Below are 21,153 nucleotides of genomic sequence, written 5' to 3'. Positions count from 1 at the left end.
ACACGAGTGTTCAGCTTTTAGCGAATTGCCTTTCTGAATAACGCACTCGAAATTAATCTTCATCAAGTTTTTTTAATTCTTTATAGTTTTTGTTAAGGCGCTTTAAAAGTAGTCCATAAATAAGTTTGTAAAACAGCCAAATCATTAATATGAAGACTGCTGTGAACACAATTATTACAGCCAAGGCAACAAGCATTTGTTTGTCGTTTAGGTGCGATAGGTTTTCAGCCATTTCAGAATCGTTGTGAAACGCATAATAAAAGCCTATTACCATTGAAACACCGGCCATAACTAAGTTGTAAAGCACGTAGTACTTAACTACCTTTCGCGTTTTTAGGATGCTTTCCATTAACTTTTTTGCACTGTCGGTAACTGAAATTGATTTGTAAGACTTGTAAAGCAGGAAAATAAAAACCACGATGACTCCATAGCTCAATATTGTTAATATTGTAAACACTTGGTCGTTAGTATAAATAGCTTCAAGCCTTTCCTTGTAACTTTGTGAACAAAAATAAGGAACAGCGTTAATAATAATCCAAAATACAAGCTCTGCAATACTTATATAAAATAAGGTCTTTACAATTGAAGACGATTTTTTATGCAGCATCGTATAAATATCCTTTACTGAAAACTTTTTGTCTTCAGGTTGCTTGTTCCAATCTTTCTTTAGTAAATCTAATCCGTCCATGGGCTAAGGATTTAGTATGTTTCTTAGTTTAGTTTTCGTTCTGTTCATTTTCACTCGTGCATTTACCTCGCTAATACCAAGTGTTTCACTTATTTCTCTATAGTCTTTGTCTTCTAAATACAGAAATACAAGTGCTTTTTCAATATCATTTAGTTGATGTATCGCTTTGTACAATAATTTTAACTGCTCTTCTTCGGTATCATCATATTCTTCGGCTTTCATTTTAAAAGCGACTCCCTCAAAATCCTGAGTATTTACTCTGCGTTTTGATTTTCGGTATAATGTAATCGCTGTATTTAATCCTACCCGATACATCCAAGTACTAAACTTAGCATCGCCACGAAATTTCGGATAAGCCTTCCAAAGTTGAATGGTAATCTCCTGAAATAAATCATTATGCGCATCATAATTATTAGTGTACAGCCTACATACTTTATGTATGATGTTTTGATGTTTTTCTAATAATTCAACAAAGCTATGTTCTAGTTCTGTATTCAAATATTTTGATGGTTTAGTTAATGTATAAGTAGCTTTTAGTTTTGATTTGTTACATCAAAATTCAAATTTTTTTCAATGCCTTTTTAGATGGTTTTCATGAGTTTTTATAGAAGTGTATAGTATTTTGACTTAGAATCTATAATTTGAACGAGTTGTTTATGTGAGTTAATTAAAGTCTTTGGTTAACAATGGTTTAATTGTATGGTATAGATAAAATCTATTATTGTTTTTTAGGTGATTTGGACTAGGTTTAGCTGAAGATCTTACGCTAATATAGCAAAAAAATAATAGTTGATATTTTATAAGAAACTGATGTTGTTTGCACTTCTTTTCTGTTGCCCTCAATTGATAAACTTTAGTGTTTTAAAAAATTTATAATCTTAAAAAACTATCATTTTATAATATGGGATATTTATGAAAAATTTAAGATCCTCCCATTGTGTTTTTCGCGGAATACAATTCGTCTTTAAAAAATTACAGTTCGGTAATTGTAAATTTTAAAATGTAATCTTCTGTCGCAATTTTGTGTCAACAAAAAACACATAAATTAATTCTCATGAAGACTTTGCTAACCATTTTTATCACGTTATTAGTCATCCAAATACAGGGGCAAACTACAATAAGAGGTACTGTGATTAATGCAAAAAAAGAACCGATTATTGGCGCTAATGTTTATTTAGAAGGTACTTATGATGGAGGAACAACTAATGAAAATGGTACGTTTTCGTTTTCAACTTCTGAAACAGGAACGCAAACCTTAATAGTTTCATTTCTGTCTTATGAAACATTTACCATGGTAGGCGATGTGTCTTACATGAGTGATTTAATGATAAAACTAAAGGACGACGTAAATACTTTAGATGCCGTTGTATTATCTGCTGGTACATTTTCAGCTGGCGATAATAGTAAAGTGAATGTATTAAAACCTTTGGATGTGGTAACAACAGCAAGCGCTTTAGGTGATTTTGTAGGTGCGCTACAGACTTTACCTGGAACAACGACGGTTGCAGAAGATGGGCGTTTATTTGTACGCGGTGGCGATGCTAACGAAACCCAAATTTTTATTGACGGTATTCGTGTATTTACACCGTATACACCCACAACTAATAATGCCCCAACGCGCGGACGCTATTCTCCGTTTTTATTTGATGGTATTACCTTTTCAACCGGTGGTTATTCTGCAGAATACGGGCAGGCCCTGTCTAGCGTATTATTGTTAAATACAATTGATGAGCCAGACCAAGAAAAAACAGACATTGGTATTATGAGTGTTGGTGTTACTTTGGGAAATACTCAAAAATGGGAGAAAAGTTCGGTTAGTGTCAATGCGTCTTACGTCAATTTAGCACCATACAACGCCATTTTTCCAAATAGAAACGACTTTATTAAGCCTTTTCAGACGGCTTCAGGAGAAGCGGTATTTAGAAGAAAAACCAATTCAGGACTATTCAAGCTCTACGGTGCTTTTGATACCAGTAGTTTTGAATTGACTCAAGAGGATATTAATCTTCCCGAAGGACAATACATCAAATTAAATAATAACAATTTTTATTTAAATGGATCTTACAGTGGTGTTTTAAGTGATACTTGGAGCATGCAAACAGGGTTTAGTCTCACCAATGCAAAGAATAAAATTAACCTAGGAGATAGAGATATTAAAGATTCTGAAAAATCAATACACTCAAAACTGAAGCTTAAGAACCGTATTAGTAATCGCTTTAAATTATACTTTGGTGCTGAGTATTTTAAAACTGATTTTGAAGAGCGGTATTTTGATGAGTTTGTTGATAATGCTAGATATGGTTTTAACAATAACATTGCAGCTGCATTTGCTGAAGCTGATATATTTATCTCAAAAAACTTAGCTTTTAAAACAGGGTTGAGAGGTGAATATAGTGCGCTATTTGACAGTTTTTCTCTAGCGCCTAGAGCAACAATGGCCTATAAAATTTCTGATAAAAGCCAGTTGTCCATGGCTTATGGTGATTTTTATCAAAATCCAACTAGTAATGTGCTGAAATTTCATCAGGATTTTGAACCTGCAAATGCAAAACATTATATTTTGAACTATCAATATAACGCAGATAGAAAAATTTTTAGAGCTGAAGCATATTACAAAAGCTATAATAATTTGGTGAAGTATGATGGGGATTTTCCAAGTTTTGATAGTAATTTTAGTAACGATGGGTCTGGTTTTGCAAGAGGTATTGACTTTTTTTGGAGAGATAGCAAGAGCATTAAAAATTTAGATTATTGGTTAAGCTATTCGTTTTTGGATACCAAACGAAATGACAGAAACTTTCCCGAGCGTGTGCAACCTAATTTTGCCAATACCCATAACTTCTCAGCAGTTACTAAATATTGGATAGACGATTGGAAAAGTCAGGTAGGGTTTAGTTATGCCTATGCTTCAGGCAGAACATATACCAACCCGAATAAACCTGGTTTCTTAAACGAAAAAACCAAAGCGTTTCAAAGTTTAAGCTTAAACTGGGCGTATTTAATTAGTCCACAAAAAATACTATATGCTTCGGTTAATAATGCATTAGGGTTTAAAAATATCAATGGCTATCAATATGCCAATACGCCAGATATGAATGGTAACTTTAACCGTCGCGCTTTGCGTCCTGCCTTAGATCAGTTCTTTTTTGTTGGGTTCTTTTGGACAATTAGTGAGGATAAAACTAGTAACCAATTGGACAATTTGTAGACCTACAATAGTTGATGGTATAAATGGAAACTATTCATTTCTACTAAGTTGCTTCTCATTTACTTTGTGATGTTTTGTCTCAATGTGCTCGTAAAATCCTTAGATCAAGCTAGTCGTTTTATCCCGTATTTTTCAATCCGCTAGATATAGAGTTGATTATGCTTAGTAATTTGGATAGGATTTTCTCTTTTTCATTGCTATTGTCGTCATTCATTGCCCTCCATTGTTTTAAGTACTTAATGTGTAAATGGTGTAGCACATTTAGTTTTTCGTTTCGCCATTTTATAATGTCGTATTGTCCAAGTCTTCTATCAACGGCAGGCTCCTCAAAAAGCTCTTCAATTAATTGGAAGCTGTTATCATAATCTGTTAAGATTTTAGACATGAACGCCTTCCTTTCATCTGCATCATCATCTAAATTAGCATAGGCGTGCATCATTTCTTTGTTAGAGAGTATAAGATTGGTTTCTGTTTGTATCACTAAAAATCTAAGGAACGGCCATTCTTTTATGCTTTTTTGTAATGTTTTAAACGCCGTTGGTTGCTCTGATTTCAAGGTTTTTAAGGCATGCCCAAGTCCGTACCAACCAGTCAGGGATATGCGTGAAAGATTCCAGCTAAACACCCAAGGAATGGCTCTTAAATCGTTAAGCGTTCTAGTGCCTGTTCTTCTTGCAGGTCTTGAGCCAATTTTACTGCGTTCTAGTACGTCAATGCATGTTGCTTTGCCATAGAAGTTTATAAAACCTTCACTTTCAATTAAATCCCTGTAGTGTTCAAAAGATTTTTGCGATAAGTAATCCATAATTTCAAATGGATACTCATTAGTATCTAAATTATACTTGGCTAAGATAGTCTGTTTTGCTACACCCGACGCTAGTGCGTTAAGGTTGTAAGTGGCTGTAAGTGGGTTTCCAAACAACTGTGCAATTGTTTCGCCTTGAACCGTAATTTTTATTGTGCCGTTCACCGTATTTAGTGGCATACTTTCTAAAAAACGATGGTATTTGCCCCCACCTCGGCTAATAGTACCGCCCGCACCGTGAAAAAAATAGGCTTTAAAATTATTTTTTAGAGCTGTTTCTGAGAGTTTTTCCTCCGCTTTATGCAAATTCCACTTGCTAGCAATTGTGCCCCCGTCTTTATTACTGTCGCTATAACCAAGCATTATTTCTTGTTTATAGGCCGTTTTTTGGGCTCTTTGTAATGTTGTTGGGTGTTGTAAAAATTGCTCTAAAATTTTAGGGCCATTATCTAGGTCTTCAATAGTTTCAAAAAGAGGCACCACTTTAATGCCTGTATTTAGCAATTGTGTTTCTTTCATCAAAAAATAAACTACAAGCAAGTCGCTAAGATTACGGGTCATACTAATAATAAAAGAACCAATACCATCTGCACCATATTGGTTAATGTGATGACGCACTACGCGATAACAATCTAATACATTATCTGCTTCTGTGCCGTAAGATACGGTTATGTCTGTAACAGTAGCATGATTCTCAAGTTGTTTGCTCAAGTAGGCTACCCTTTTTTCTTCGTTCCAATTCGCAAAATCAAAATCTTTTTCACCTGTAGCTTTTAAAATTTGTGAAATGGCTTTGTCGTGAAACGCACTATTTTGTCTTATGTCTAATTTTGCCAGATGAAAACCAAAGCAACTCACCAATCGTTCTAAAGAGAAAAGTAAACTTTCAGCTAAACCTTTCATTCCGTTCTCAACTAGTATATCCCTAAAAAATTTCAGGTCGTCTTGAAGTGCTTTACTGGATTTGTAATAGGATGCAGAGTCTGCAACATTATCAGAAATGGTGTTGTTTAACTTTACAATAAGTAAGTTGATGTATTGTCGCCAAGGTTCGTAAGGATTTCGTTTTACGGCTTTTGTTCCTTGTTCCCCTAGTGCTTGAGATTTCTTTTCAATGGCTTCCAGTAATTGGTAAGGAATTGGATTTGATATCGCAGAAACCGAAAATTTAATAGCAGCATCTATTAATTTATTTTTAATCAATTGAAGGGCTTGTTTTCTGTGTAGTGCTAAAGTTTCCTGAGTGATACTTGGCGTTACAAAAGGATGGCCATCACGATCGCCGCCAACCCAACTTCCAAAATTAATTTTAGGGAAAACATCCGGATTTTTAATCTTTGAAGGTTTAAAGCCTAATTCTATCCAGGAAGCCTTTAGGTTTTCGTCGCTTCGTTCTAAAAGTGCAGGAAAAATTGTGCTAAAATAGTATACAACATTAGCTCGCTCGTCTTCAATTTGTGGCTTTTCAAGATATATTTCCCCAGTTCTCCACCATCTTTCCAAAAGATGTATAATGTTTTCGGTTATTCTGTTTTGTTCAAGTTTACTTAACGAGGTGTTTTTTCTTTTTACTAAAAGTAAATAGAGTTCTCTATGGATTTCAATTACGGTAACACGTTTGGCTTCAGTAGGATGTGCTGTAAGGACAGGAATTACATGAGTATCCGAAACGGCCTTTAGTATTTCGTCTTCATTAATATTGTGGTCTTTCCAAAACTTAAACGCTTCTGCCCAACTACCCCTTATGGAAAAAGATTCATCTTGATTTTCCATTTTCCTGTGGTATTGTGTCGCGGCGTTTTCTTCTACCAAAGACATGAGTTGAAAGTAAATGCTTAGGGATTGAATTATTTTATCGCTGGGGAGTTTTCCAGTGTCTATTTCTGGCAGACTGTTGTTTTTTAGAAGTTCAACAATGTCATTTTCGTTAATTCTAGAAAGCATTTCAACATAACAATCAATAATAAAGCTTCTGTCGTCAACTATTTTTTGAAATGTACTACTGTTACTCATTTTATCCCTTTTTTTATAATGTGATTGAATTTATACCGAAGATTGCTGTTTTAACAAGCAGTATACTTAAAAAACAAGGCAAACTAAAACGTAAAGTTAGCTTTATATTTCTATAAAATCAAGTTGTTTCCTGTGTTGATGTTAAGGTATGTTGCCTTTATGGCTAATTAGTTGTTGTAGTTGTTTTTAAGTACAGCATTAGCATTGTTAAGCTGAGTTGTATATTGTAATAGAGGGGTTTTTTAGTTTTTTCGGAATTGCATAGTAGTGAGGGGTGTGAAAATAGTGCCAAACTAGAGGTACATGTGCGGTGTTAGATTTTTTCTTGAATATTATGTTCTTTTTATCAAATTATTTCTTCCTTCGCCCACCACGCTTGGTTTCTTTATTCTTAATATAAATATGTTTGTATCTACTGTTGTTGGGCGCGTTTCGTTCTTCAATGTCAAACTTGTCCGTAGATTTTATCAAGGGTGTTAATTTTTGGAAGCCGTAGTTCCTCGAATCAAAATTAGGGCGCTTTTTTTGTATTAAGCTACCTACGTCCCCTAAAAATGCCCAACCGCTTTCATCAGAAAGATCTTCAATAGACGATTTTATTAAATTTATTTCTTTGGCCGTAATATTATCAACGGATGATTTCTTATTTATTTTACTGTCATCCTCATCATCACTATCGCTCTTTTCGTTGTCCCTGCTTTTTAGAATTTCAATATAAATAAACTTATCGCAAGCAACAATAAACGGATTTGGCGTTTTCTTTTCACCAATTCCAATCACCTGCATACGCGCTTCCCTTAAACGTGTGGCTAACCGCGTAAAATCACTATCGCTAGAAACCAAGCAAAAGCCCTCTACTTTATTGGAATATAAAATATCCATGGCGTCTATAATCATCGCAGAGTCGGTTGCATTTTTGCCAATGGTGTAACTGTACTGCTGTACAGGGGTTATGGCGTTTTCAAGCAGTACTTTTTTCCATTTGTTAAGGTGTGGTTTGGTCCAGTCTCCATAAATACGTTTTATGGTTGGGTTGCCATATTTTGCGATTTCCTCCATCATTTCTTTAACATTACCCGCGGGTATGTTATCTCCGTCTATCAAAACAGCAAGGTTTAAATTCATAATTACGATTTAAAATTAGCCCGTAAGTTACTCGATAGTTATGCCAGAACCAAACATATATTTGATTTGTTTGAACATCATTTAATAACATAATTATAAACTAAAACGATTTCGTATTTACATATTGTTAAAATGGTGTTCGTTTTCTGAGAATATGATAAAAGTCATAAATATTGTAGCATCTTCTGATTAACTTTAAACTAACAAATTGAAGGTTAAAAGAATGAAATTCATACGATTTCATTCTTAGAAAGTACAAACAATAAAACTGATAAGCATGATACCTAAAAAGAACCCAGAATTAGAGGTTGGCCGAAACAGTAGCCTTTATTTCGCAATAGGACTCAATGTTATGCTATTTTTTTCGTGGCGAGCAATAGAGTATAAAACGTATGAAAAAGACAATGTAGCGATAGATGTTGTAATGGTGGATAGTGAAATTGAAGAGGAAGTTCCTTTAGTAACCATGAATGTGCCCCCTCCACCGCCACCACCTGTGGTAATGCAGGAGTCTGTTCAGATAATTGAAGATACAGAAGATATAGAAGAAACTGTATTTGAAAGTACAGAAGTGAGTCAAGATGATATAATTGCCGAAGTTGTTAGGGTGGAGGATGTAGATGTGGGGGAATTGGAAGAAGATGTAGAAGTGCCATTTGCAATAATAGAAGATGTACCGTTATTTCCTGGTTGTGAAAACGTTAAAAAGTCTGAAAGACGTGATTGTTTCCAACAAAAAATGAATGCACATGTGGTTAAAAATTTTAATTATCCACAAACTGCTTTAGATATGGGCATTAAAGGACGTGTATATGTGATATTTGTAATTGCTCCCGATGGTAGTATTTCAAAAATTAGAACTCGGGGACCAGACAAAATTTTGGAAGACGAAGCACAACGCATCATAAGTTTATTGCCAAAAATGATCCCTGGTAAACAGCGCGGTAAACCTGTAAGCGTACCATTTAGTTTGCCTATAAATTTTGTAATGGCAGAACAATAATAAAAGTAAAACAACAAACATATAACAGACTTTTTAGGGTTAATACCTATTATCATGTTTGTACGGGTTAAAGATGTTTTTTAAATAAGGCATCTTTAACCTTTTTTTTATGCTTTATAGTTTGTGAAACATGAAAAATACAATTCACTCCTTATATTTTACAATTCGGTAAGTTCTATTTTAAAAAGCAGCACTATAGTGGGATATTTGAACCATAATTAAAAAACAAACGGTTATGCAACATCTCATTAAAATTATCTGCTTTTTTATTTTAAGTACATCTATTACTATGGCACAAGAGCCTAAAGGAAACTCTGTAACAGTAACGGTTTCTAATTTAGAAAACAACAATGGTAAGGTTTTTATATCACTATATAATTCTGAAGATAGTTTTTTGGGTAGAGGCTTTAAATCTACCTTTTCTAAAATTGAAAATAACAGTTGTAAAGTGGTATTCAAGAATGTGCCAAACGGCACCTATGCCATTTCCCTATTTCATGATGAAAATGACAACAATAAAATGGATACAGGTATGTTTGGTATTCCTAGGGAGGACTATGGATGCTCTAATAACGCAAAAGGTTTTATGGGGCCACCAAAGTGGGAGGATGCAAAATTCACCCTTACTAACGAATCGATTACACAACACATTAAACTATAAAACTTAAGACTATGAAACTTGTAATTATTATTACTTTATTTTTTATTTCGGCAACAGCAACGGCACAAACTAATTATGAAAAAGGAATGCAAAAAGCGTTTGAACTATGGGGACGAAATAAACCTGGAGAAGCAGCAAATATGTTTGAGCGTATAGCCTCTGCAGAACCAGACAATTGGTTGCCACCATACTGGGCGGCACAAATAAATATAGTAACAAGTTTTGGGGAGCAGGACAAGGAAAAACTTGCAGCAAAACTTAGAAAGGGGCAAGATTTATTAAATGATGCTACGGCTATTTCAAAAAATAATCCCGAAATTATGGTGATGCAGGCATTGTTACATACGGCTTGGATAGCCTCTGACGGTGCCACCTATGGTATGACACTATCTCCCAAAGTTATTGAGCTTTATGCGAAGGCAGAGGTGTTGGCACCAGAGAACCCACGTGTTGTCGCATCAAAAGCCGAGTGGAACATTGGGAGTGCTCAATATTTCGGACAAGATACTGCGCCATTTTGTGAGGATTTGGAACGCGCCTTAGAACTTTTCGCTAAATTTAAGCCAGAAACACCATTTCACCCTAAATGGGGAAAAGAGCGCGTGGAGCAATTATTAGAATCTTGCAAAAAATAATTTTTAAAAATTAGTATTTAAAATGAGAAAATCGGTTAAACAAATATTATTAACTTTTGTAATAGGCTGTATTGTATACCTAATTGGCGAGTTGCTTTCCGATAAGTTTAGCTACGAAAGTGTTCAAGAGTTTTTAATCGATTTTGGTTTCTATCAATTATATGCTTTTGTATTGGGTTACACTAATATGTATTTTTTTGATAGAATGGAAAATTTTAAATGGAAAAGAAAAAGTACGTTAAAGCGCATTATTGTTGGTACTATTGGAGCTACCGTTATTACGCTTATTGGCCTGTTCTTTTTAAGGCTGTTTACTTTTTTTGTTTTTGGAGGCGACTCGGTTGAAGTATTCTTGGAAAGGGAACGGTTTGAATATTATCAATTCGGACTTTGGATTACACTAACTATAGTTGCTGTGTTTCATGTTATTTATTTCTATAATAAATATCAACAAAACAAGCTTAAAGAGCAAAAGGTAATAGCGGGAACAGCAAGTGCGAAATTCGATGCTTTAAAAAACCAATTAGACCCTCATTTTCTGTTCAATAGCTTAAATGTGTTAACTAGTTTAATTGAAGAAAATCCAAACCAAGCACAAAAGTTTACTACATCGCTATCAAAAGTGTACCGTTACGTTTTGGAGCAAAAAAATAAGGAGCTAATTACTGTAGACGAGGAATTGCAATTTGCAAAAACCTATATGTCTCTGTTAAAAATGCGGTTTGAAGATAGTATCGTGTTTACAATGCCTGAGCGTTCTTCAAATCCTGAAAGTAAGGTTGTGCCATTATCATTGCAATTGCTTTTAGAAAACGCTGTAAAACATAATATGGTAACCTCGAGTAAACCGCTACACATCAAAATTTATGAAGACGAAGGGTATTTGGTAGTGGAAAATAATTTACAGCCTAAACAAATAGTAAAAAAGAGTAGCGGGGTAGGGCTGAGTAATATCATGCAACGCTATAAACTACTCACAAATAAAAAAGTAGACATAAACAAACAAGCAACCAGTTTTGCAGTAGCAATACCAATGCTTACAAAACAAATATCAGTTATGAGACCACAAACATCAAATCAAATGGACGACAGTTATTTACGTGCAAGAAACCACGTAGAAGAGCTTAAAAACTTCTATTACAGTTTAATATCGTATTGTTTAGTAATTCCTTTCTTAATCTTTATCAACTACAGGACCTATTGGGGTTTTCAATGGTTTTGGTTTCCAATGATTGGTTGGGGCATAGGTTTAACGATACAAGCTTTTAAAGTTTTTGTAAGCGATAAAACCTTTGGAGGAAACTGGGAAAGACGAAAAATTGAACAGTTCATGAGAGAAGAAGAAGATAACCGTTGGAATTAACACTATGAGATATTCAACTAATAACGAACAAAACGATAGCTTAAAAAGAGCAAGACAACGTGTAAAGGATTTAAAAGGCTTGTACTTTAATATAATCACATATTGCTTGGTAATTCCTTTTTTAATCTATGTTAATTATAAAACCTATTGGGAAATTAAATGGTTTTTGTTTTCTGCTATTGGCTGGGGTATTGGTATTTGCATTCATGCGTACCGTGTTTATGCCCGTAATCCTATATTTGGAAGTAGATGGGAAAAACGTAAAATAGAGCAATTTTTGCGAGAAGAACAAGACAAACAATGGAATTAAACTATACAACAATGGAAAAATTTGATATAGAACCGTACGGTAAAAAAGACTTCAGAAATGAGGAAGCTTACCTAAGGGCTGAAAAACGACTTAAGGAACTTAAAGGTTTCTACTGGCATGCCTTCTGGTACGTGGCTGTAAACATTTTTATCTTAATTATGATAGTTAGCAACGGCGGCAATATAATGCATTTCGGTACGTGGTCCACACCTTTCTTTTGGGGTATTGGGTTGGGGTTTCATGCGTTAAGTGTTTTTGGTAAAAGTCGTCTTTTTGGTAAGGCTTGGGAAGAGCGAAAAATTAGAGAGTTTATGGAAAAAGAAGAACGAGAAAGCCGCAATTACGAATAGTATGAAAACAGATCCCAATAACAGTAAGAAGTACGTTAGAGCAAGGGAAAAGGTGCGACAGCTTAGGGTGATTTATGTTCATGCTGTTGGATATGTTATTGTCGTGGGTTTACTTTTTTGGAACCTCTGTATTGTCTCCGGGCCATACGCGGATTTTTTCACTTGGTTTAATACTATTTTTATTATAGCCTAGACCATATTTATTCTGCTCCACGGGTGGAATGTTTATAAAGGCCGCTTATTTTTTAAGGAAAAGTGGGAAGAAAGAAAAACTCAAGAGTTTATGAAAGAACAAAACGAAACCATTATGTGGGAATAATAATTAGGGTATTACCACAAGGGTTGAGCTTTATTCATCATTTAGTATTTTAAAATAAGGTATTCATGAATATAAGTGTTTTTGCAATCGCTTTCTCCTTCCTTGAAGAGCCTCAACAAACCTGTAGTGAGAGAAGTCGAAGTGCCTTCAGTCCCTAACGCATGCATCAGCAAACATTAAATAGCAACATCCAGTCAGTCAAAAACAAACCAAGCAAATTATTAAAAAAATGAAAGTAATAATTATAGAAGACGAAAAACCATCAGCAAGACGTTTGCAGCGCATGCTTCAAACTGTAAATATAACTGCAGAAGTTATGCTACATTCTGTAGAAGAATCTATAACATGGTTTCAAAATAATATACATCCTGATTTAATATTTTTAGATATTCAGTTAAGTGACGGCTTGTCTTTTGAAATTTTCGAAACTATAGAAATCAAATCTGCCGTAATTTTTACCACAGCCTATGATGAATATGCTTTACAGGCCTTTAAACTTAATAGTATCGACTATTTATTAAAACCAATTGATGAAGATGATTTAGCAACAGCTGTAAAAAAATATAAAGAACGAGCACCGCAAAAACAGGCTGTAACCTTGGATTTTAATGACATCAAGAAGTTGTTGGTAAACCCAATAGATCGTGACTATAAAAAGCGCTTTTCAGTAAAAGTAGGTCAGCATTTAAAGTTGATTAATATAGATGAGATAGAATGTTTTTACAGTGAAAATAAAGGTACTTATTTACATACAACGGATAATAGAAACTACCTTATAGACTCCACTTTAGAGCAGCTGGAAGAAGCGCTAGAACCGCAGACATTTTTCCGAATAAACCGTAAGTTTTATGTAAACATAAATGCCATAAAAGATATGGTGAGCTACACCAATTCTCGTGTGCAAATAAAGTTGAAGTCGTATAACGAACAAGACGTTATTGTGGCCAGGGAACGTGTTAAAGATTTTAAGGAGTGGTTAGAGTGATTCTAACCATAACCTTGCATTAACAAATGCTTCTAGCCAAGGTGATACTTCGTCTTTACGCCCGTTGGGGTAGTTGGCCCAGTTCCATTGGAAAATAGAGCGTTCTATATGTGGCATGGTTACTAAATGACGTCCTGTTTTATCACACATCATAGCGGTATTATAATCGGAACCATTAGGGTTGTGAGGATATGCTTTGTAACCGTATTTAGCAACAATATGGTATTTGTCTTCAGCATAAGGCAGATTAAATTTACCTTCACCATGAGAGATCCACACCCCTAAAGTTGTGCCTGCTAGGGTTGAAAGCATCACGGAATTGTTCTCTTCAACTTTCACAGAGGTGAATGAACTCTCGTGTTTATGAGAGTTATTATGATGCATTTTTCCATGAATTTCATGGTCTGGATTTATTTCTTCTAACTCCATAAACAATTGACATCCGTTGCAAATTCCAACGGACAGTGTGTCTTGTCTGTCAAAGAAATTTTGAATGGCTTTATTTGCTTTTTCGTTGTATTTAATAGCACCTGCCCATCCTTTCGCAGAGCCCAATACATCAGAATTACTAAAACCGCCAACAGCTCCTAAAAATTGAATATCTTCTAAAGTTTCTCTTCCAGATATTAAATCAGTCATATGTACATCTTTAACATCAAAACCAGCTAAATACATGGCATTTGCCATTTCACGTTCAGAATTACTTCCTTTTTCACGAAGAATAGCAGCTTTAGGTCGTTTGTTGCTTCCAACCGCAGGTAATTTACCAGTAAAATGTTTCGGAAAAGAATACTTTAGAGGTTGGTTTTTATAATTGTCAAACCTCTCTTGAGCTAAACCATTAGCAGTTTGTTTTTGGTCTAGCAAGTAAGATGTTTTGTACCATACATCACGTAGCCTAGAAACGGTCATAGTAAATACATCGGCTCCATTAATGATGCTTAGCGTGTCGCTTTCAGTTACGTTTCCAATATTATAAAACTCAATATTAGCTTCGGATAAAACGTTTTCAATAGTCTCATCTTTCGCTTGAATAACGATTCCTGCATTTTCAGCAAATAATATTTTAAAAGAATCTTTTTCGTTTAAGGCAGATAAATCTAGCTCTGCACCTAAGTTATTATCAGCAAAACAAAGTTCTAAAAGCGTTGTGATTAAACCACCTGAGGCGACATCATGACCAGCAACTATTTGTTCATTTCTAATTAACTCTTGAATGGTGTTGAAAACAGTTTTAACATAGGCTGCGTCTTTAACATTTGGCGCTTCATTACCTATTTTGTTTAGTATCTGAGCAAAAGAACTACCTCCTAATTTAAAATCATCTTGAGCTATATTGATGTAGTAGATAGCACCTGCGTTTTTATTTAAAACAGGTTCTACTACCTTCGTGATATCATTACAATTGGCTGCTGCTGAAATGATGACGGTACCAGGGGAAATAACATCTTCATTTGGATATTTCTGTTTCATGGATAAAGAATCTTTACCCGTTGGAACATTAATACCTAAGTTGATAGCAAATTCTGAAACAGCTTCTACCGCTTCGTATAAGCGAGCGTCTTCTCCTTCGTTTTTACATGGCCACATCCAGTTAGCTGAAAGCGACACATTTTTTAATCCGTCCTTTAAAGGCGCCCAAATAATATTAGTTAATGCTTCTGTTATAGAGTTTCTGCTTCCTGCCACTGGATTAATTAATCCAGAAATAGGTGAATGTCCTATTGAAGTCGCAATACCTTCTTTTCCTTTGTAATCAAGGGCCATAACCCCAACGTTGTTTAGAGGTAATTGCAGCGGGCCAGCACATTGTTGTTTTGCAACTTTACCGCCTACACAACGGTCTACCTTATTTGTTAACCAATCTTTACATGCTACAGCTTCTAATTGTAATACTTGGTCTAGGTAAGTGTAGAAATCATTATTGTGATATGCAAGGTCACTGTAGTTACGTTTTACAGTGTTATCTGTCATAATTGTTTTAGGGGAGCTGCCAAACATGTCTTCCATTGCTAAATCCATAGGCGTGTTGCCTTTGGTTTTAGATTGAAACGTAAATCTGTCATCCCCTGTAACGTCACCAACGGTATACATTGGAGAGCGTTCTCTGTCTGCTATTTTATGTAAGGTTTCTAGGTGTTCTTCTCCAATAACCAATCCCATGCGTTCTTGAGATTCGTTACCTATAATTTCCTTGTCAGAAAGCGTTGGGTCTCCAACAGGAAGTGCGTCTAAATCAATTTTTCCACCAGTATCTTCTACTAATTCAGATAGGCAGTTTAAGTGTCCGCCTGCACCATGATCATGGATAGAAACAATATAATTTTCTTCACTTTCTACCATACCACGAACCGCATTCGCAGCACGCTTTTGCATTTCAGGGTTTGAGCGTTGAACGGCATTTAACTCGATACCGGAAGCAAACTCACCAGTATCTGCAGATGATACTGCAGCACCACCCATACCAATACGGTAGTTTTCACCACCAAGGATAACTATTTTGTCACCTGTTTTAGGCGTGTCTTTTAAGGCTTGGTCTTGTTTTCCGTAACCGATACCGCCGGCTTGCATAATAACTTTATCAAACCCCAGTTTTCTTGCATCTTCTTCATGTTCAAACGTAAGTACAGAACCACAAATTAATGGTTGTCCAAATTTATTACCAAAATCTGAAGCACCGTTTGAGGCTTTAATTAAAATGTCCATTGGGGTTTGGTATAACCAATCACGTTCTTCAACGCCTTTTTCCCAAGGTCTATTTTCTTCTAAACGTGAATATGATGTCATGTAAACCGCTGTTCCGGCTAAAGGTATAGAACCTTTTCCTCCGGCCAATCTATCCCTAATCTCACCACCAGAACCCGTAGCAGCACCATTAAAAGGCTCAACGGTAGTAGGGAAATTGTGTGTTTCTGCTTTAAGGGAAATTACTGAATCAAAATCACTCGTAGTGTAAAAGTCAGGAATGTCTGCACGTTTAGGGGCAAACTGTTCTACTTTTGGGCCTTTTATAAAAGCTACATTATCTTTATATGCCGAAACAATGTCGTTAGGATTTTGTTTTGACGTTTCTTTTATTAATTTGAATAATGATGTGGGTTTTTCTTCTCCATCAATAACAAATGTGCCATTGAAGATTTTATGGCGGCAGTGTTCACTATTTACCTGTGAGAAACCAAACACTTCGGAATCCGTTAGTGGTCTGCCAATTTTCTTAGAAACACCTTCCAAATAAGCGACTTCCTCATCACTTAATGATAAGCCTTCTTGCGCATTGTAGGCTGCAATATCTTCAATATTTAAAATTGGCTCGGGCTCTATATCAATGGTAAAGGAGTTTTGGTTTAAACCATCAAACTTCTCAGAAATCATGGGGTCGTAACCTTTGAAATCTTCAGCAACAGCTTCAAATTCTTCAATTCTAATAATATCTTGAACACCCATATTCTGGGTGATTTCTACGGCATTCGTACTCCAAGGCGTAATCATTGCAGCACGCGGTCCAACAAAAAAAGCATCTAACGATGCTTGTTCAATTTTAGGCTGATTTCCAAAAAGCCAAATTAATTTAGAAATAGCCTCTGTAGATAATTCTTTTGTAGATTGAACAGCGAACACTTTGCCGGTTACGTTTCCAAAGAAATGAATCATTGTGTGTAGTTTGATTTAGAAAGTGCAAATTTAGGTCTTTTTCGCGGAAATAAAACCAAAACTTGCTTGGAAAAATATGAGTTATCCACTATGTTTTAACAGACTGAAAAAGAGAGCAACCAAGGATTGGTTTAGGTTGGAAATAATTAAAGTTAAAGGATTAAGAACTAAAGTTGGTGTGAGTACAATAAACTGTAATACAACTATAAAATATGGTATGAAAAAACTCCCAAGAAATTCTTGAGAGTTGTTTTGTTTAAAGCCTTGTTACAGAGTACGAATTTATAATTTGTTTTAGACGTACTTTTAAGTCTTCACCAGTATCAAAAATCATTTGTTCGTTACTGGGAAATGGCAGTTGTCTATTATTTAATAATTGCCTGTCTTCAGGCAGTAAAGCACGTCTATCGCCTCTAAATCTTGCAGAAATATGCTCAAAAATAAAACCGCTATCAATAGTGAAAGTATCTAAAGTTTGTTGGGTGTTGTTATCTAAATACACCACATCTCCAACTACTTGGACAGATTTGGTCTGTATAGTCTCATACAAGCGTGCGCGTACGTTTATAAACTTTTCGTATTTAATGTCATTACCTAGACTATCTTTAAGTACGTTCCCATTTCTGTCTTTTTCGTATTCCCAACCATCTGAAATTTCACGTTCCCTAAGAAACTCTCTTTGGTTAATGCGTTCAGGAGATATGTTTATTTGCCTTAAATTTAAGTGCATTGCAAAATCATACTTACGATTGGGTTGGGCAATAGCATGGTATTCACTCCAAAATTTATTTAGACCATAGGTATTAAAATTCAAAAGCTCTTCTTCAAGACGTGCAGGGATAACTTGCTCTGTGGCATTATTAATAGATACTAAAACATAATCTTTTCCACGCTCGAGTGCCTCATTAAGCAGTTCTCTAGTGTTTTCGTAATTTGGGCTTATACGGTCTAAATAGGCTAGTTCGCTATGTGCATTACGTATTATGTGCTTATCATCACTTTCTAAAAGATCTAAACCTTTTTCATATAAATAATCGGACAACTTGTTTTTAGATACAAGGATGTCATTGCTGTAATTTTTAAATTTAAAAGTGATTTTCTTGCCATTTGCATACAATGGTAACAGTGGTTTTATAGCTTCCTGTCTTGCGTCTAAATCCACATACATCTCAAATATATCCTTAAAAGTTTCAGGGTTATTGTCCTTTTTTAAGTGTTCAATAGTATTTAAATCACGTTCTACAACTTTGTGATAAGCATCATGTAGCACTATTACATAGTCTTGGTTGCGTTTTTTGTCTTTGTTTTTTCTTAATTTACTTAAGGCCGTAGTTATGGCCTGATTGTAATTTCCAGAATTTACAGCTGTTTCAACACGTTTTCTTGTGCTGCACGAAAATAAGATTGAAACAAAAAGTGTATAAAGTAGAGCTTTCTTCATGAGTTATGTCGTTTTGGTTATTGAATCTGTGATTCAATAGTTGTGCCAAAATACTAAATAAATCTATGAAAGGAAAATAATTAGGTTAAAATGCATTTTTATAGGCATAAAAGAAAGTATTTTCTTTCTTATTAAAGTGATTTATAGAGTAAATACAAATCCTGCTTCAGGGTGTATGTTGTCATTATTTAGACAATGAACTTTTCCTTAATTCTGCATCATACGGTTGGAGTTTTTAAAAGTATAAAGCCGTTTAATTCTTTTTTCATTGTAAATTTGCCGAATAATGAAAAATAATATTTCGACTAAAACACTGAGGTCTTGCTTAAGAATATTTTTTACATTACATGTTTTATCGCATGGTAAATCCACGTTTAAATAGATGAAATTAATTTGCATTGGTAGAAATTATACCAAACATATTGAAGAACTGGAAAACGAGAAGCCAAAAGATCCAGTAGTATTCTTAAAGCCGGATACTGCAATCTTGCTGAAAAAGCAACCGTTTTTTATTCCAGATTTTTCAGACGAAGTACATCACGAGGTTGAGGTTTTGGTAAAAATAAATCGTGTTGGTAAGCATATTGACAAGAAATTTGCGCATAAATATTATGATGAAATTGGTTTGGGTATTGATTTTACAGCTCGTGATTTACAAGGTGAATTAAAGGGTAAAGGTTTACCATGGGAAAAGGCAAAGGCTTTTGATGGCGCTGCAGTAATTGGCAAATGGATACCTAAAAGTGAATTTAAAGATATGAATGCTATTGAGTTTTCCTTAAAAAAGAACGATAATATTGTACAAAATGGAAATACAAGCCATATGCTTTGGAAAATTAATGAATTGATAGAATATGTCTCAAAATATTTCACTTTAAAGATTGGAGATATTATATTTACGGGCACACCTGCAGGAGTTGGTAAGGTTGTTGCTAACGATAAGTTAAAAGGTTTTATAGAAGACAAAGAATTATTTTCTATAACAGTAAAATAACATGGAACAACATTATAAATTATTTAGAGTAAGAGAATTAGCCGATAATGATGAAGATTTCGTTATGGCATTAGCTGCAACGTTTTTAGAGGAGGTACCTGAGGATGCTGAACGTTTAAAAAAGGCTGTTGCCGAAAAAGATTACCATACGGCATACCAAGCAGCGCATAAAATGAAACCAACAATAGATTTATTTGAGTTGGGTGTGTTGCAAGATTTAATTGAGTTACAAGATTGGGGCAAGTTCACAAAAACGGATATGGATATTACCGACAAGTTGCACATTGTGCTTACCGCAGTTGATAATGCCGTTGCAGAAATTAAGTCGGACTTTGGATTGTAGGTATGCTGGCAGAAATCATAACTATTGGCGACGAACTTCTTATAGGTCAGGTTATTGATACCAATTCTGCTTTTATAGCACAAACATTAAATAATATAGGTGCTTCTGTGCACCAAATTACTTCGGTACAGGATGAACGAAACCATATTCTTCAGGCGCTCCAAGATGCCGAAGACCGCGTGGATATTGTTATTATAACAGGAGGTTTGGGACCTACAAAAGACGATATTACCAAAAAAACCATTGCAGAGTACTTTAATGATACTTTGGTTCGAGACGCTTCGGTTACCAAAAACATAGAAGACATTTGGGAAAAATATGTACGCCAAACGTTACTCCAAGTAAATAAGGACCAGGCACTGGTGCCATCTAAAGCTACTGTTCTGATGAATAAGCTAGGGACTGCACCTGGAATGTGGCTAGAAAAAAACAACAAAGTTTTTGTATCCTTACCAGGAGTGCCTTTCGAAATGAAAAAACTATTGGTAAACAATGTCATACCGAAACTAAAGGAAAAGTATAAGTTTCCGTTCATACTCCATAAAACATTATTAACCTATGGTTTAGGGGAAAGCACATTGGCCAGTAGAATAGAAGTATGGGAAGATAACCTTCCAGAGCATATAAAATTGGCATATTTACCCAGATTGGGCAGTGTGCGTTTACGTTTATCCTCAAAAGGATTTAATGAGAAAGCAATACGACAAAATATAGAAGCTGAAATTGACAAAGTTTTGCCTTTAATTAAAGATGCATTTGTTGGGTTTGAGGATGAAGCGACATCTATAGAAGCTTTAATAGCACAGAGATTAACTGCATCTGGAAAAACGCTTGCCATTGCCGAAAGTTGCACAGGTGGCGATTTGGCGAAACAGTTTACCCAAAATTCTGGTGCATCTTCTTTTTTTAATGGCGGTGTGGTAACATACGCTACTGAATCTAAAATAAAAGTTCTTGGCGTCCCAGAAGCGCTAATTAACGAGCATTCTGTTGTAAGTACCGAAGTAGTTGAAGCTATGGCTGAAAAAGTACGTATATTATTCAATGCCGATTACGGTGTGGCTACAACAGGAAATGCAGGGCCTTCAAAAGGGGATTCCGATGCAGATGTGGGCAAAGTATTCATTGCTATAGCCTCTAAAAACAAAGTAGTTTCAGAATCTTTTATGTTAGGTTCAGCAAGGAAACGTGTCATCAAAAAAGCAGTAAATAAGGCGCTTGAAATGCTAGAAAAAGAAATTTTAAAAAATTGATAAAAT

At 35.1% G+C, this 21,153-nt stretch carries 19 protein-coding genes; 13 read left to right on the top strand and 6 right to left on the bottom strand.

Features of this window, described 5'->3' with window-relative positions; translation table 11 throughout:
• Positions 1-52: 52 nt before the first annotated feature.
• On the bottom strand, positions 53-688 hold the full coding sequence (locus BMY39_RS09965) for a hypothetical protein (RefSeq protein ID WP_092579099.1): 636 nt from the start codon (positions 686-688) through the stop codon (positions 53-55).
• Between the two features lie 3 nt (positions 689-691).
• Positions 692-1,186 carry an RNA polymerase sigma factor gene (locus tag BMY39_RS09960; protein ID WP_092579097.1) on the bottom strand — a complete coding sequence of 165 codons (495 nt, stop codon included), beginning with the start codon at positions 1,184-1,186 and terminating at the stop codon, positions 692-694.
• Positions 1,187-1,742: 556 nt separating this feature from the next.
• On the opposite strand from BMY39_RS09960, the gene BMY39_RS09955 reads away from it, so the two are divergent.
• A complete protein-coding gene (locus BMY39_RS09955) occupies positions 1,743-3,896 on the top strand; it encodes a TonB-dependent receptor (protein ID WP_092579095.1) in 2,154 nt (717 codons plus the stop codon).
• A gap of 118 nt (positions 3,897-4,014) precedes the next feature.
• Here BMY39_RS09955 and BMY39_RS09950 read toward each other — a convergent pair whose 3' ends face one another.
• Together BMY39_RS09950 and BMY39_RS09945 are read right to left on the bottom strand one after the other, a co-directional pair.
• The gene (locus BMY39_RS09950) at positions 4,015-6,714 is read right to left on the bottom strand and encodes a phosphoenolpyruvate carboxylase (protein ID WP_092579093.1); all 2,700 of its coding nucleotides are present in this window, start codon (positions 6,712-6,714) and stop codon (positions 4,015-4,017) included.
• A 351-nt stretch (positions 6,715-7,065) separates the two neighbouring features.
• Entirely contained in the window at positions 7,066-7,839 is a 774-nt protein-coding gene (locus BMY39_RS09945; RefSeq protein WP_092579091.1) for an NYN domain-containing protein, read from the bottom strand.
• A gap of 277 nt (positions 7,840-8,116) precedes the next feature.
• On the opposite strand from BMY39_RS09945, the gene BMY39_RS09940 reads away from it, so the two are divergent.
• The 8 genes from BMY39_RS09940 (at position 8,117) to BMY39_RS09905 (ending at position 13,465) form a co-directional block, all read left to right on the top strand.
• Positions 8,117-8,842 (top strand): energy transducer TonB, encoded by a 726-nt coding sequence (locus BMY39_RS09940; protein WP_092579090.1) that lies wholly within the window; start codon positions 8,117-8,119, stop codon positions 8,840-8,842.
• A gap of 235 nt (positions 8,843-9,077) precedes the next feature.
• Positions 9,078-9,503: a DUF2141 domain-containing protein gene (locus BMY39_RS09935; RefSeq protein ID WP_092579088.1), complete on the top strand. Its 426-nt coding sequence runs from the start codon at positions 9,078-9,080 to the stop codon at positions 9,501-9,503.
• A gap of 11 nt (positions 9,504-9,514) precedes the next feature.
• Positions 9,515-10,138: a hypothetical protein gene (locus BMY39_RS09930; protein ID WP_092579086.1), complete on the top strand. Its 624-nt coding sequence runs from the start codon at positions 9,515-9,517 to the stop codon at positions 10,136-10,138.
• 22 nt (positions 10,139-10,160) lie between these two features.
• Positions 10,161-11,501: a 2TM domain-containing protein gene (locus tag BMY39_RS09925; protein WP_092579084.1), complete on the top strand. Its 1,341-nt coding sequence runs from the start codon at positions 10,161-10,163 to the stop codon at positions 11,499-11,501.
• A 4-nt stretch (positions 11,502-11,505) separates the two neighbouring features.
• Positions 11,506-11,811, top strand: coding sequence for a 2TM domain-containing protein (locus tag BMY39_RS09920; RefSeq protein WP_092579082.1), 306 nt, complete (start codon positions 11,506-11,508; stop codon positions 11,809-11,811).
• Positions 11,812-11,822: 11 nt separating this feature from the next.
• Positions 11,823-12,161, top strand: a complete 339-nt coding sequence (locus tag BMY39_RS09915) for a 2TM domain-containing protein (protein ID WP_092579236.1) — start codon at positions 11,823-11,825, stop codon at positions 12,159-12,161.
• Between the two features lie 196 nt (positions 12,162-12,357).
• Positions 12,358-12,480, top strand: coding sequence for a 2TM domain-containing protein (locus BMY39_RS15370; protein ID WP_092579234.1), 123 nt, complete (start codon positions 12,358-12,360; stop codon positions 12,478-12,480).
• Positions 12,481-12,709: 229 nt separating this feature from the next.
• On the top strand, positions 12,710-13,465 hold the full coding sequence (locus BMY39_RS09905) for a LytR/AlgR family response regulator transcription factor (protein ID WP_092579080.1): 756 nt from the start codon (positions 12,710-12,712) through the stop codon (positions 13,463-13,465).
• Here the strand turns inward: BMY39_RS09905 and purL are convergent.
• Positions 13,457-17,116 (bottom strand): phosphoribosylformylglycinamidine synthase, encoded by a 3,660-nt coding sequence (gene purL, locus BMY39_RS09900; RefSeq protein WP_092579078.1) that lies wholly within the window; start codon positions 17,114-17,116, stop codon positions 13,457-13,459. The two genes, BMY39_RS09905 and purL, sit on opposite strands and share 9 nt — an antisense overlap.
• Positions 17,117-17,192: 76 nt before the next feature.
• Here purL and BMY39_RS15175 point away from each other — a divergent pair, with 76 nt between their 5' ends.
• Positions 17,193-17,360, top strand: coding sequence for a hypothetical protein (locus tag BMY39_RS15175; RefSeq protein ID WP_218141000.1), 168 nt, complete (start codon positions 17,193-17,195; stop codon positions 17,358-17,360).
• Between the two features lie 12 nt (positions 17,361-17,372).
• Here BMY39_RS15175 and BMY39_RS09895 read toward each other — a convergent pair whose 3' ends face one another.
• Positions 17,373-18,557: a hypothetical protein gene (locus BMY39_RS09895; protein WP_177176581.1), complete on the bottom strand. Its 1,185-nt coding sequence runs from the start codon at positions 18,555-18,557 to the stop codon at positions 17,373-17,375.
• 382 nt (positions 18,558-18,939) lie between these two features.
• Between BMY39_RS09895 and BMY39_RS09890 the strand changes: the two genes are divergently transcribed.
• From BMY39_RS09890 to BMY39_RS09880, 3 genes are read left to right on the top strand one after another with little or no spacing between them, the layout of a single operon-like run.
• Complete coding sequence (locus BMY39_RS09890; protein WP_092579076.1) at positions 18,940-19,551, top strand: fumarylacetoacetate hydrolase family protein; 612 nt, start codon at positions 18,940-18,942, stop codon at positions 19,549-19,551.
• Between the two features lies 1 nt (position 19,552).
• Positions 19,553-19,894 (top strand): Hpt domain-containing protein, encoded by a 342-nt coding sequence (locus BMY39_RS09885; protein ID WP_092579074.1) that lies wholly within the window; start codon positions 19,553-19,555, stop codon positions 19,892-19,894.
• A 2-nt stretch (positions 19,895-19,896) separates the two neighbouring features.
• Positions 19,897-21,147: a competence/damage-inducible protein A gene (locus tag BMY39_RS09880; RefSeq protein ID WP_092579072.1), complete on the top strand. Its 1,251-nt coding sequence runs from the start codon at positions 19,897-19,899 to the stop codon at positions 21,145-21,147.
• Positions 21,148-21,153: the final 6 nt, after the last annotated feature.

This window comes from Hyunsoonleella jejuensis, assembly GCF_900111025.1.
Lineage (GTDB): Bacteria > Bacteroidota > Bacteroidia > Flavobacteriales > Flavobacteriaceae > Jejuia > Jejuia jejuensis.
Note: the sequence above shows the minus strand (reverse complement) of the source record. Positions and strands in the feature narration are given on the sequence as shown.